This window comes from Caulobacter sp. CCH9-E1 (assembly GCF_001556515.1).
GTDB lineage: Bacteria > Pseudomonadota > Alphaproteobacteria > Caulobacterales > Caulobacteraceae > Caulobacter.
The window spans coordinates 17,619-30,670 of record NZ_LSJA01000125.1 but is presented as its reverse complement, the minus strand read 5'-3'; the positions used below and the strand labels follow the sequence as shown (position 1 = coordinate 30,670).

General features: G+C 69.1%; 13 protein-coding genes. 5 read left to right on the top strand and 8 right to left on the bottom strand.

Going from position 1 to position 13,052, the window contains the following annotated elements; all coding sequences use genetic code 11:
* Positions 1-44: 44 nt before the first annotated feature.
* The 5 genes from AX690_RS08430 to fliL are packed head-to-tail and all read right to left on the bottom strand — an operon-like array spanning position 45 to position 6,043.
* On the bottom strand, positions 45-2,921 hold the full coding sequence (locus tag AX690_RS08430; protein ID WP_066683855.1) for an endoglucanase: 2,877 nt from the start codon (positions 2,919-2,921) through the stop codon (positions 45-47).
* A 9-nt stretch (positions 2,922-2,930) separates the two neighbouring features.
* Positions 2,931-3,716, bottom strand: coding sequence for a MotE family protein (locus AX690_RS08425; protein WP_066683859.1), 786 nt, complete (start codon positions 3,714-3,716; stop codon positions 2,931-2,933).
* Positions 3,713-4,267 (bottom strand): DUF6468 domain-containing protein, encoded by a 555-nt coding sequence (locus AX690_RS08420; protein WP_066683861.1) that lies wholly within the window; start codon positions 4,265-4,267, stop codon positions 3,713-3,715. Before AX690_RS08420 ends, AX690_RS08425 begins: the two co-directional genes overlap by 4 nt.
* Positions 4,264-5,370: a flagellar motor switch protein FliM gene (gene fliM, locus AX690_RS08415; protein ID WP_066683862.1), complete on the bottom strand. Its 1,107-nt coding sequence runs from the start codon at positions 5,368-5,370 to the stop codon at positions 4,264-4,266. The genes AX690_RS08420 and fliM overlap by 4 nt, the downstream gene beginning before the upstream one ends.
* Before the next feature lie 28 nt (positions 5,371-5,398).
* Entirely contained in the window at positions 5,399-6,043 is a 645-nt protein-coding gene (gene fliL / locus AX690_RS08410) for a flagellar basal body-associated protein FliL (RefSeq protein WP_066683864.1), read from the bottom strand.
* A gap of 190 nt (positions 6,044-6,233) precedes the next feature.
* On the opposite strand from fliL, the gene flgF reads away from it, so the two are divergent.
* From flgF to AX690_RS08385, 5 genes are all read left to right on the top strand, one after another.
* The gene (gene flgF, locus AX690_RS08405) at positions 6,234-6,971 is read left to right on the top strand and encodes a flagellar basal-body rod protein FlgF (RefSeq protein WP_066683866.1); all 738 of its coding nucleotides are present in this window, start codon (positions 6,234-6,236) and stop codon (positions 6,969-6,971) included.
* Positions 6,972-6,984: 13 nt separating this feature from the next.
* Entirely contained in the window at positions 6,985-7,773 is a 789-nt protein-coding gene (flgG, locus tag AX690_RS08400) for a flagellar basal-body rod protein FlgG (protein ID WP_066683868.1), read from the top strand.
* Between the two features lie 4 nt (positions 7,774-7,777).
* A complete protein-coding gene (flgA, locus tag AX690_RS08395; protein WP_066683871.1) occupies positions 7,778-8,539 on the top strand; it encodes a flagellar basal body P-ring formation chaperone FlgA in 762 nt (253 codons plus the stop codon).
* 13 nt (positions 8,540-8,552) lie between these two features.
* Positions 8,553-9,287: a flagellar basal body L-ring protein FlgH gene (flgH, locus tag AX690_RS08390; protein ID WP_066683873.1), complete on the top strand. Its 735-nt coding sequence runs from the start codon at positions 8,553-8,555 to the stop codon at positions 9,285-9,287.
* A 115-nt stretch (positions 9,288-9,402) separates the two neighbouring features.
* Positions 9,403-9,867 carry a hypothetical protein gene (locus AX690_RS08385; RefSeq protein WP_066683875.1) on the top strand — a complete coding sequence of 155 codons (465 nt, stop codon included), beginning with the start codon at positions 9,403-9,405 and terminating at the stop codon, positions 9,865-9,867.
* On the opposite strand, the gene dxs is transcribed toward AX690_RS08385, so the two are convergent.
* The 3 genes from dxs to AX690_RS08370 are packed head-to-tail and all read right to left on the bottom strand — an operon-like array spanning position 9,864 to position 12,995.
* Positions 9,864-11,786: a 1-deoxy-D-xylulose-5-phosphate synthase gene (gene dxs, locus AX690_RS08380; protein ID WP_066683876.1), complete on the bottom strand. Its 1,923-nt coding sequence runs from the start codon at positions 11,784-11,786 to the stop codon at positions 9,864-9,866. The genes AX690_RS08385 and dxs overlap by 4 nt on opposite strands.
* A 17-nt stretch (positions 11,787-11,803) precedes the next feature.
* Positions 11,804-12,703: a polyprenyl synthetase family protein gene (locus AX690_RS08375; RefSeq protein ID WP_066683879.1), complete on the bottom strand. Its 900-nt coding sequence runs from the start codon at positions 12,701-12,703 to the stop codon at positions 11,804-11,806.
* A 37-nt stretch (positions 12,704-12,740) separates the two neighbouring features.
* Complete coding sequence (locus AX690_RS08370; RefSeq protein ID WP_066683881.1) at positions 12,741-12,995, bottom strand: exodeoxyribonuclease VII small subunit; 255 nt, start codon at positions 12,993-12,995, stop codon at positions 12,741-12,743.
* Positions 12,996-13,052 lie beyond the last annotated feature (57 nt).

Here is a 13,052-nt window from a genome sequence, read left to right as displayed (position 1 = left end):
GTCACGCCAGTGAACAGCTATGCCTCGCGGACAGCAAGACGGCGTCAACCGCCCGCGCGGGCCGCCGCGCCCGCTGGCTGGCCGGTGCGGAACTTGTCCTTCATCCGGGCGACCCAACCACTGAACGCCTCGTTATCGGCGCTGACCTTGCCGAAATCGGACGGCGAGACCGCCTCCGAGCCCAGGCCCTGCAGCGCGACGCGCAGGCCGTCGGGATTGCCGGCGTTGTCGACGAAGCGCGTCCAGCGCTGGCGCAGACGGGCCAGGGACGCATCGTCATCGGCAAGGCTGTAGGCCACCGACGCGCGCAGCAGACGAGCTTCCTCGGCCGCGGACAGCGCGCCCTGCCCCTTCCAGCGATCGCCGAGCATCCTTTCGTACAGCGCCCCGGCGCTCGGCCAAGCGCGCTGCTTCCAGGCGATGTCGGCGCGGATTTCCTGGCCGTCCTTGGTGTTGTCGCGCTCCACCAGCTCCAGGGCGGCGTCGTAGCGCCCCAGGCCGATCAGCGCGCGCGCCGTGGCCAGGCGGCGCTCGGCGTTCAAGGCCGGCGGCAGGATGGTCGTGCGGGTGGCGTTGATGGCGTTCAGCGCGTCCTCGGGACGCTTGTTCATCAGATAGATCCAGGCCAGGTCGGTCGCGACCTGGGCCTTGGGCACGCCGTTCAGGCGGTTGTCGACCTGGTATTTCAGGAGCTTGGCGGCATCGTCCAGCAGGTCGACGTCCACCAGGCGGCGCACCAGGTTGCGCACCATCTGATCGCCGTCGGCGCCGATCGGCGTCAGCTCCTGGAAGTCGTAGAACAGGCCCACGGCCTGGATCGGCTGCATGCCGTCGGCCAGACCGTCGAGGAACAGCGCCCGGAAGGTGCTGGAGATCTCGTTCTGCAGGGCCAGGGCTTCGGGGCGGTCGGAGCTGGGCCTGCCCGCCGAGCGCATCACCTCCAGCGCCTCGCGATAGCGGCCCTGGTCGATATAGAGCTTCCCGAGGGCGCGGATGACGTCCATCTCGACGCCGTCGCCGCGCCAGCGGTAGCGCAGCTGGTTCAGGGTGTCGGCCGCCTTGGCCGCGTTGATCTCGCGCTTCTCGTACTGCAGCCGGGTCGCATGCAGCAGGGCCGGCGCGGCCAGATTGTCGTAAGGCGCCTTCGCGATGGCCTGGAACATCTTCTTGGCGCGGACCTTCTCGCCCTTGGCCTCGAAGATGCGCGCCTGGACCAGGCGAATGGCCAGCTGATCCTTCACGGGGACCTTGGGCTGCTCCAGCGCCTTGACGATGGACTGCAGGGCGCCCGTCAGATCGCCGACGCCCAGCGCCGCCTCGGCCTGGGCGCTCAGGAACCTCGCCTTCCAGATCGGCGGAAAGAGGTCGAGCGCCCGGCCGCCGTTCGAGAACTTGGTCCGCGCGTCCAGCCACTGGCCGTTCTTGGTCGCGATATAGCCCCGCCACAGCGCGCTGGACGGCTCGTCGGCCAGGACGGGCGAGGAGAAGTCGGCGTCGGCTTCCGCGTAGCGGCCGGCCATGACCCGGGCCACGCCGCGAAGACCCCGGAACTCCGGATTGGCCATCATCGTCTGGTGCTGGCGGGCGCCGGCGTTCAGCACGCCGATCGCCTCGAACGACATCTGAGAGCCCACGAGAAAGCGCGCCAGGGCCAGGCGCGCGGCGACGTCGGCGTTCTCGTCGTCACCGGCGGCGCCGATGGCGTTCTGCAGGGCGTTGTAGCGCGCCAGGAAGCCGCCGGACCCGAGCTTCGGCCAGGCGTCCAGATCGATCAGGGCCGGCATCGACAGCGGCTGGGGCGCGCCGGCGACGGCCTCTTCCGGCGGCGCGGCGGCCGAGGCCGGCGACAGCGCCAAGCCCTTGGGTCGACCGATACGAACCTCGTCGGCGCTGGCTTGAACCATCAGGTCCGAGGCGTAGGCTTCCGCCGCCAGGCCTTGCGCCGACTGCAGCAGGGCGAACTCGACATAGTCTCGGCGGGAGGACAGCCCCTTGGCGGGCGGCAGGGCCGGCGCGACGATGATCTTGTCGCCGACGGCCGGGTCGTCGACCCAGATGGCGCGGGTGACGCCCGCCACCGCCGCCGACAGCGCCGCCGACGGCGCGGCCTCGTCGCGGTTGATCTGGATGACGTCGGGGCTTTGCTGCGGACCGGGACCGAAGCTGACCCGCCAGGTCGGACCGGCGCCGACCGCCACATAGGGCTCGCCCACCGGCGCCACGATGCGCAGCGCCGAATAGTCCGCGCCCCTCAGCGCCTGGATGCGCGCATAGCGGGGCGTGTTGGCCGGCAGCTTGGAGATGTCGATCCGCGCGGGGGTGTCGAAGACGATCCAGACCGCCTCCCCGCGCCGGAAGACGGCGGCGCCGGCGGGCGCGGCCCAGGTGAACGACAGGGTGACCTGGCCATCGTCACGCTCGATCCCGGCGCGCACGACGCCGTCGCGCGGCATCGGGTTCGGACGTCCCACCGGCGGCGCCGGCGCGGCGGCCGGCGTCGCCTGGGCGGCGGCGAGCGCCCCGTCCTTGGCGAAGATGTTGACGAAGCTGACGCCGTCAGCCGATCCGGCCTTGAAGTCCGCATCGGCGGCCAGGGTCAGCACCAGCTCCAGCGAACCGCCCCCGTGGCGGGCGTCGGCGCCCTTCACCCAGCGCGGCGGCGCGATCCTGAGCGTGGAGAGGTCGGGATTGGCGTCGCGGCTGAACCGCAGGATCAGCTTGTCGCCCTCGCGGCGCGCGGCCATCCGGGTGCCGCCGCTCCAGTGGAACTCGACCCGGGAGAAGTCCGCCGCCTGCGCGACACGCACGTCCAGCGCCGACCGCGCCGCGACGGGCGGCGGCGCGGCGTAGCCGGACGGCGCCAGCACGCCCGCGATGCACGCGGCGGCGACGCTGGATCGCAGGAGACGGCGAAGGGTCATGAGCCTCCCTTAACCGGCCTTTTTGGGCGCGCCGGCCAGCGGCGCGCCAGCGGCTTGCTGGCCCGGCGCGGCGGCCTGGGCGCCGTTGTCGGCGACGGCGGCCTTGCCCTTCTCGACCACGGGATTGGCAAGACGCGCGGCCAGGCGTTCGGTCAGGACCTTGGCGTCGGCCGGCGCCATGTTGGCCAGGATCATCGCCAGGGTGCGTTCCTTCATCTTGGCGGCGATCGGCAGCCGGACCTCGTCCGACAGCAGGGTCATGCGGGCGGCGGCGTCCTTGGGCTTCATGCCCTGATAGACAGTGACCAGGCGATCGACCTCGGCCTGCTTCTGGGAGTCGACCTGGCCCAGCAGACCCTGGATCTCGCCCTTGAGGCCGGTCAGGGCCTTCATCTTGGCGTCCAGCTTGGCCTCGGCGGCGGCCAGCAGCTGCAGCTGCACGTCGATGTCCTGCTCGCGCTGGTCCAGCTGGCCGCGGCGGGCGCCCAGGCTCTGCAGCACGCGCAGTTCGGCGGGCGAGAGACCGGCTTCCTTGGCCAGGGCGTCGGCCGAGGGGGCGCAGGCGCGCGGCAGGGTCTGCGGAGCCTTGGCGGCGGCCGGCTGGCCCGCGCCTTCGGCCGAGGGCGCGCCCTCGCCTTCGCCAGCCTTGCCTTCGGGCTTGGCCACGCCTTCAGCGAAGGCCTTGGCGCCGCTCAGCATGTCCGGCAGCGACTTGGCCCCGGCCAGGGCGTTGATGGCCAGCACGCCGCCGACGGCGACGCCGACCAGGGGCAGGATGCGCGGAACGTTCTTCATCGGCGGGCTCTGGATTGGGGTCCGGGACGCGGGGGGTCGCCCGGTCCGTCGAAGAGGTCATCATCGACCCGCGCCCGTGAACGCGGGGTTTCGGGTAGCGCGCTCGGCGCGCTGAGCGTCGGGCGAGCGCTGGGCGGAAGGCGATCCTCCCGCTCGAGCAGACGCTCGAAGTCCTCGGCCTTCAGGCGGCGTTCGGAAGACGGGGCCGGCGGCTCCACGCGGCCGCGAACGGCGGGGGCCGGCGGCGCGGCCCGCTCGGAGCGAACCGGCGGCGGATTGCTGATCCGCTCGTCCAGCTGGGCGGCCAGGGCCTGGGCGCGCTCGATGCGGATCGCCAGGGTCTCGGCCGCCTCGTCGGTGGCGGCGCGCAGGTCGGCCAGGCCCTGCTCGGCGCGGGCGGCGGCCTGATCGAGGTCCTTCACGGCCTTGGCGAAGCCCTCGTGGCTGTCGCGCAGCGCCTTCAGCCGGCGCTCCAGGCGCCAGCCGAAAGCCAGCGCCACGATCAGCAGCACCGCCAGCAACCCGTTCATGGCGAAAGCGACGAGACTCATTTCAGCTTCTGCACGGCCTTCTTGGCGGCCGGAGTCAGCGGGGCCTCGGCGCGGATGGCGATGGCGTGGTTACGACGTCCCATGCGGCCGCGCGTCAGCGGAATGGCGCCGGCGCGCAGCTCGACCAGGCTGTCGGGCGTGGCGTTCAGCATCAGGGTGTCGCCGACCTGCATGTTCAGCACGCGCGACAGCGGCAGCTGCTGCTCGTCGAGCACGGCCCGGACCTCCATCTGGGTGGTCCAGAGTTCGGTGGCCAAGTGGCCTTCCCAGATGTTGTCGCGGCCGAACTTTTCACCCATGAACTGCTGCAGCAGCATCTTCCGGATGGGTTCCAGCGTGGCGTAGGGCAGCAAGAGCTCGATGCGGCCGCCGCGGTCTTCCATGTCGATCCGCAGCTTGACCAGGATGGCGGCGTTGGCGGGACGGGCGATCGCGGCGAAGCGCGGATTGGTCTCCAGGCGGTCCAGCGAGAAGGCGACCGGGTGCAGCGGCTCGAAGGCGCTCTTCAGGTCGTGCAGCACCACCTCGATCATCCGCTGCACCAGCACGCGTTCGATCGTGGTGTAGGGCCGCCCCTCGATGCGCATCGCCGCCGTGCCGCGACGGCCGCCCAGCAGCACGTCGACGATCGAGTAGATCAGGTTCGAGTCGACCGTCAGCAGGCCGTAGTTGTCCAGCTCCTCGGCGCGGAACACCGCCAGGATGGCCGGCAGGGGGATCGAGTTCAGATAGTCGCCGAAACGGATCGAACTGATGTTGTCGAGGCTGACCTCGACGTTGTCGGAGGTGAAGTTCCGCAGGGACGTCGTCATCAACCGCACCAGGCGGTCGAAGACGATTTCCAGCATCGGCAGGCGTTCGTACGAGACGAGCGCCGAGTTGATGATCGCGCGGATGCCCGTGCGGTCCTCGGAGCCGTCGCCGGATAGATCGAAGCCCAGCAGGCTGTCGATCTCGTCCTGGTTCAGTATCCGCTCGGAGCCGCCCTCGCCGCCGCCGTCGTCCCAGCCGGCCATGCCGCCCGAGAAGTCGCCGAACTCGTTGACGCCGTCTCCGCCGCCGCCTTCCGCGCCCCACTGGGCCTGATCGTTCTCGTCCGCCATGATCGTTCGCCCCAACCAGCCCGAGAGCTTAGTTGATCAGCATCTCCTCGATGAGGACCGCGTTCACCTTGGCCGGCGCGGCGACCAGGTTCACCCGGCGCAGCAGCTCCACGCGCAGTTGGTAGGTGCCTTGGCTGCCGTTCAGGTCTTCAGGACGCAGTTCGCGCAGGAACGTCTGGAACATGTCCTGCAACCTGGGCAGATTCGGCGTCAAAGCCTCGGCCGTCTCTTCGTCCGGCAGCTCGAAAGTCAGCTTCAGCTTCAGGAAGGTCGACTTGCCGTCGGCCGTCTGCATGTTCACGACGATGTCCGGCAGGGTGTAGAACACCACGCCGTCAGGGCCTTCCTTGATGACCGGCGCCGGACCGGCTGCGGCGCCCGCGGCGCCCTCGCCTTCCTTCTTCTCGCCCTCTTTCTCTTTCTTTTCCTTCTTCTTTTCCTTCTCTTCCTTGCCATGCTCGCCCGCTTCGGCGGCTGGCTTGGGCTTCATAAGGAAGAAGGCCGCGGCGCCGCCCCCGCCCAGGACGAGAACGCCGGCCGCGATCGCGATGATGAGAATAGGCGGCTTCTTCTTGGCGGGGGCTTCGCCTTCGGCGCCCTCTTCACCTTCCGGAGCTTCCTGATCGTTCTGAGCCACGCGCGCGGTTCCTTGGAATCTATATCCCTTACTCATGCGCGAGCATGGTTAACGATGTGTTTTGGAGGCCATTTGGTCGCAGGCTGAATCTGCCCGGCAGAGTCCGACCAACACCCCCTCGTTAACCTTTCTATTTGCTGTTTTTATTGAGCTTTTCGCTCTGGCACGAAGGTTGCTTCAGGAGGTGCGGCGCATTTGTCGCGCCAGCCGCCCGAGTTAACTCGTCATGGACAACGCGCTTTACGTCGGCCTTTCGCGCCAACTGACGCTTCGCCGCGAGCTGGACATCGTGGCCAACAACATCGCCAACGCCAACACCACGGGCTTCAAGGTCGAGGATCTGATGGTCCGCACCGAGCAGGCCAAGCCGGCCAAAACCCTGGACGGCTCCGCGCCGGTCAAGTTCGTGCTGGATAGCGGCGTCGCCCGCGACTTCACCCAGGGCGCGATGACCAAGACGGGCGGCGACTTCGACCTGGCGATCGAGGGCAACGGCTTCTTCCGCGTCCAGACCGCCGGGGGCGAGCGCTACACCCGCGACGGCCGCTTCACGACCAACCCGACGGGACAGCTGGTCACCCAAGGCGGCCACCCCGTGCTGGACGAGGGCGGCGGCCCCATCAACATCGACCCGACGCTGGGCCCAGTGAGCATTGGCAAGGACGGCATCGTCAGCCAGGGCGCCGTCCGCGTCGGCCGGATCGCCATCGTTCGCCCCGACAACCTGGCCTCGATGGCCAAGGACGGGGACAACCTTTACCGCAACACCACCAACGCCGCCCTGCAGCCCGCGCCGGACGCCTCGGTCCACCAGGGCATGCTGGAAGCCTCCAACGTCCAATCGGTCGTGGAAATCACCAAGCTCATCCAAGTCCAGCGCGCCTACGAAAGCGTCAGCCGGATGATGGACACCAACTCAGACCTGTCGCGCACCGCCGTCGAGCGGCTGGGCAAAGTCAACTAAGGGACGCTAGCCGATGCAAGCTCTCCGCACCGCCGCTTCGGGCATGTCAGCGCAACAGCTGAACGTCGAAGTCATCTCGAACAACATCGCCAACATGAACACCCTTGGCTTCAAGCGCCAACGGGCCGAGTTCCAGGACCTGCTGTACCAGACGATCGAGCGCGCCGGCTCGCAGTCATCCAGCGACGGCAACATCGTCCCGACGGGCGTGCAGGTCGGCGGCGGCGTCAAGGCCGGCTCGGTCTATCGCATCACCGAGCAAGGCACCCCAACCCTGACCGACAACCCGCTGGACGTTGCGATCCAGGGCAAGGGCTACCTGCAGATCCTGCTGCCCTCGGGCGAGACGGCCTATACCCGGGCCGGCAACTTCTCGACCAACGACCAGGGCCAGATCGTCACCGAGGACGGCTATACGGTCCAGCCCGGCATCACGGTCCCGCAGAACGCCATCGACATCATCATCAGCAAGACCGGCATGGTGCAGGTGAAGCTGGACGGCCAGCCCCAGCCGCAGACGATCGGCCAGCTGCAGCTCGCCAACTTCATGAACGAAGGCGGTCTCGAGGCTATCGGCGACAACCTGTTCCTGGAAACCGCCGCCTCGGGCGCCGCCAACCTCGCGGCGCCGGGTCAGCCGGGCTTTGGCGTGCTGATGCAGCGCTACACCGAATCCTCGAACGTGGACTCGGTCTCGGAAATCACCGCCCTGATCACCGCGCAGCGCGCCTACGAGATGAACTCGAAGGTCATCTCGACGGCCGACCAGATGCTGCAGACCACCTCGCAGATGAGGTCGTAAGCCGATGAAAGCGCTGCTGATCGCCGCCGCCGCCCTCGCCTTCGCCGCCCCGGCCTTCGCCGGGACGCCGGTGAGCCTGCGGATGGACACCACCGACGCGGACGGCCGCGTCACTCTGGGCGACCTGTTCGACGGCGTCTCCGGCGCCGCCGCCAACCTGGTGGTCGCGCCGCGCATGGGCCCCAGCGCCGTGCTCGACGCCGGCCAGGTGCAGGTCTTCGCGCGCCGCGCGGGCTTCGACTGGGACAACAGCCAGGGCGTCCGCCGGATCATCGTCCGCGAGGGCGCCGACAATGGCGGCTCGACCCGGGCCGGCCTGGCGGGCGCGTCGCGCGGGAACGTGGAAGTTCTTGCCTACGCCCGCAGCCTCTCGGCCGGCGAAATCGTCCAGCCGGAAGACCTGGTGTGGACCAAGATGGCCGGGGCCCCGGCCGGCGCGCCGCGCGACTCCGACGCGGTGATCGGCCTCGCCGCCAAGCGCCCCCTGCGTGAAGGCGCCGCAGTCTCGACCCGCGACGTGACCGCGCCCCAGGTCATCAAGACCGGCGACCTGATCACCGTGACCTACAGCGACGGCGGAATTTCCCTTTCGCTTCAAGGCAAGGCCATGGCCGCCGCCTCGACCGGCGATGTCATCGCCGTCCAGAACACGCTGTCGAAGAAGATCATTCAGGCTGTCGCGACCGGCCCTGGCGCCGCCGCCGTCGGCCCGCAGGCCCAAGGCTTGCAAGCTCGTTCGCAACCCGTCCGTTTCGCCGCTCGCTAAGAGGCTCTGACCCATGCGTCGCCCCGCTCTCATCGCCGCCACCCTGCTGCTGGCCCCGCTGGCCGCCTGCTCCACCGTCAAGGAAGCCGTGAAGGGGCCGGAACTGGCTCCGGTCGGCTACCCCGCCGCCCTGGCCCCGATCCAGCAGCAATATGTCTCCGCCCGTGAACCCGCCCCCCAGGCGGCCTCGGCCAACTCGCTGTGGCGGGTCGGCGCCCGCGCCTTCTTCAACGACCAGCGCGCCAGCCGCGTCGGCGACATCCTGACCGTGCTGATTTCCATCGACGATAGCGTCGACACCAAGAACCAGACCGCCAGCTCGCGCGCCGCCAACACCAAGGCCGGCGTCCCGCACCTGCTGGGTCTGGAGTCGAGCCTGGGCAAGGTCCTGCCGGGCGGCTTCGATCCGGCCAATGCGCTGGAAACCGGCTCGAGCACGACCAATTCGGGCGCGGGCAGCATCAAGCGCTCGGAAAAGATCAGCCTGACGATCGCCGCCGTGGTCAGCCAGGTCCTGCCGAATGGCAACATGGTGATCCAGGGCACGCAGGAGGTCCGCACCAACGCCGAGCTGCGCCAGCTGACGGTGGCCGGGATCGTGCGTCCGGAAGACATCTCCTCGGCCAACACCATCCGCCACACCCAGATCGCCGAGGCCCGCATCAGCTACGGCGGCCGCGGCGATATCAGCCGCGTCCAGAAGACCCCGGCCGGCCAGGCGCTGGTCGAGCGGTTCTCGCCGTTCTAAGCGCGGCGTAGAGACCGACCTTTGCGGGCGCGGCGACCGAGCGGTCTCCGCGCCCGTTCTGCTTTCAGGAGCCATTCAGGTCCAAGCCGCGTTGATCGGACGAGGAGGACCTTCCATGCCGACCCGCGCCCTTCCGATGATCGCCCTGCTGCTGGCCGCTGGCCTGGCGGGCTGCGCGCACGAGAAGGTCGCCCAGGACGGCTATCGCTGGGCCTATCTTGCCGCCGCCGGCGAGGATCCCCGCCTCGCCTACGGTCGCCCCGACAGCGATGACGTCGTGCTGATGATGCGTTGCCGGCCCGGCGCCGGCCAGATCAACATGTCGGCCGTCGGGCTTTCAGGCGGCGAACTCTTGCTGGCCTCGGGCCGCAGCGAGAGCCGCTTCGCCGCCGCCAGGATCGACGACGCCATGAGCGAAGGCCTGATGGAGGCGCGCGGCCAGATCAGCGCTCCCGCGCTTCGAGGCTTCAAGAGATCAGGCGATCTGGCGTTGCTGACCAAGGGTCAGCGTCACAGCCTCGCGGCAGGTTCTGCCGACCGAAGTCAGGTCAAGGCCTTCTTCAAGGCCTGCGGGGCCTAGGCTCGTCGCCCCGCGCCCGCCGCGCTGACATTGTCCATGCCCAGCACCGACAGCGCCCCGCGCAGGACGCCCTCGGCGTCGAGGCCGGCTTGGGCGTACATGGCGTCGGGCTTGTCCTGGTCCTGGAAGATGTCGGGCAGGCACAGGGTGCGGATCTTCAGGCCGCGATCCAGCGCGCCGTGCTGGGCCAGGGCCTGCAGCACGAAGGCGCCGAAGCCGCCCATGGCGCCTTCTTCCACCGTGACGATCGCCTCGTGCTCGCGCGCCAGGCGCAGCAAGAGGTCGAGGTCGAGAGGCTTGGCGAAGCGGGCGTCGCAGACGGTGGCCGACAGGCCGCGGGCGGCCAGCAGGTCAGCGGCCTTGAGGCTTTCGGACAGGCGCGTGCCGAACGAAACGATGGCGACGCTGGTCCCTTCGCGGACGATGCGGCCCTTGCCGATCTCCAGCGGGTCGACATTGGCCGGCATCTCCAGGCCCAGGCCCTCGCCGCGCGGATAGCGGAAGGCGCTGGGGCGGTCGTCGATCTCGGCGGCGGTGGCGACCATGCGGGCCAGCTCCACCTCGTCGGCGGCGGCCATCAGCACCATGCCCGGCAGAGCGCCCATGAAGCCGATGTCGAAGCTGCCGGCGTGGGTGGGACCATCGGCGCCGACCAGGCCCGCGCGGTCCATGGCGAAGCGCACGGGCAGCCCTTGGATGGCGACGTCGTGCACCACCTGGTCGTAGCCGCGCTGCAGGAAGGTCGAATAAATCGCCGTGAACGGCTTCATGCCGTCGGCGGCCAGGCCCGCGGCGAAGGTCACCGCGTGCTGCTCGGCGATGCCGACGTCGAAGGTGCGATCGGGGAAGGCCTTGCCGAACAGATCAAGGCCGGTGCCGGACGGCATGGCGGCGGTGATGGCGACGATCTTGTCGTCCTTCTGCGCCTGCTTGATCAGCTCTTGGGCGAAGACCTTGGTGTAGCTGGGCGGGCCGCCGGCCGACTTCTGCTGCTGGCCGGTGACGACGTCGAACTTGACCACCGCGTGCAGTTTGTCATCCGCGCCCTCGGCCGGGGCGTAGCCCTTGCCCTTCTGGGTCACGCAGTGGACCAGCACCGGCTTGTCGGCGAAGGCCTTGGCGTTCTTCAGCACGCTGACCAGGGCGTCCATGTCATGGCCGTCGATCGGGCCGACATAGTGGAAGCCCAGTTCTTCGAAGAAGGTGCCGCCGGTGACCATGCCCCGGGCATATTCTTCCGCCTTGCGGGCCGCCTCGCGCATGGGGCTCGGCAGCTTCTCGACCACCGTCTTGCCCAGCTTGCGCACCGAGCGGTAGGCGCCGCCCGAAACGAGGTTGGCCAGATAGGCGCTCATGCCGCCGACCGGCGGGGCGATCGACATGTCGTTGTCGTTGAGGATGACGATCAGGCGCTTGGTCGTATCGGTCGCCGCGTTCATCGCCTCGTAGGCCATGCCCGCGCCCAGCGAGCCGTCGCCGATCACGGCGATGACGCTGTTGTCCTCGCCTTTCGCGTCACGCGCGGCGCAAAAGCCCAGCGCCGCCGAGATCGAGGTCGCCGCGTGGGCCGCGCCGAACGGGTCGTATTCGCTCTCGGCCCGCTTGGTGAAGCCCGACAGGCCCCCGCCCTGGCGCAGGGTGCGGATGCGGTCGCGGCGGCCCGTCAGGATCTTGTGCGGATAGGCCTGGTGGCCGACATCCCAGATGAGAATGTCCTTGGGCGTCTCGAACACGTGGTGCAGGGCGACGGTCAGCTCGACCACGCCCAGGCCCGCGCCCAGGTGCCCGCCCGTCACCGAGACCGCGTCGATCGTCTCGGCGCGCACCTCGGCCGCCAGCTGTTTCAGTTCGCCTACGGACAGGCCTCGCGTGTCGGCGGGCGAGGCGATGGTGTCGAGCAAGGGCGTTTTGGAAGACATGTTTGACAAAAGCGCGGTCAGTTGCGGCGGTCCAGTACGAAATCAACGCTTTCGCGGAGATGTTCGGCCCGCTCGCCAAAAATTTCGAGATGGGAACGGGTCTGCTCGGCCAAAAGCGTCACGCGCTCTTTCGCCGCGTCCAGTCCCAGCAGGGTGACGTAGTTGGCCTTGCCCTTGGCGGCGTCCTTGCCGCCGGCGGCCTTGCCCAGTGTCTTTTCATCGCCTTCGGCGTCGAGGATGTCGTCGACGATCTGGTAGGCCAGACCCAGATCCTGGGCGAAGGCCATCAGGGCGTGGCGCTCGGCCTCCTTGGCGCGGGCGATGATCAGCGGGATCTCGAAGGCGAAGGCGATCAGGGCGCCGGTCTTCAGCCGCTGCATCCGCGCCACGGCGCCTAGGTCGTCGCGGACGCCCAGGATGTCGATCATCTGGCCGCCGACCATGCCGCGCGCGCCCGAGGCGATCGCCAGCTTGCGCACCAGTTCCGACCGCACGTGGGCGTCATCGTGGGTGTCCGGGTGGGCCATGATCTCGAAGGCCGCCGTCTGCAGGGCGTCGCCCGCGAGAATGGCGGTGGCCTCGTCGTACTGCTTGTGCACGGTCGGCCGGCCGCGGCGCACGTCGTCGTCGTCCATGGCGGGCAGGTCGTCGTGAACCAGGCTGTAGGCGTGGATGCACTCCAGCGCGCAGGCCGCGCGCAGCACCGGCCGCTCGGGCAGGTCGAACATCTTGCCGGTCTCGAGCGCGAAGAACGGCCGAAGGCGCTTGCCGGGCCCCAGGGCCGCGTAGCGCATCGCCTCGGTCAGGCGGCTTTCAGGACCATCGGCGCGCGGCAGCAACTCATCGAGCGCGACCGTGACGATGTCCGCGGCCTGGACGATGCGACGGGCCAGGTCGGAGGGGGCGTGATCGTTCAAGGGCGGCTCCCCTCGATCCTCGGCTGGACGCCGCTCATCAGTTGAACTCGGCCGCTTCGGCGGAGACCGCCCCGCCCTGCCCGAGCACGATCTTCTCGACCTTCAGGCGCGCGGCTTCCAGCTTCTTCTCGCAGTGGGCCTTCAGGGCCGCGCCGCGCTCGTAGATGTCGATCGAGCGCTCCAGCGGCGCCTGGCCGGATTCCAGCTCGGCCACGATCCGTTCCAGCTGCGCCAGGGCTTCCTCGAAACTCAGGGCGGAGATATCGGCGGAAGGGATCGTAGCGTCGGTCATTGCAACTCTCAGGTGAGCGGATTTAAGCCTAGTGGCCCGCAAGCTCATCGACAACGG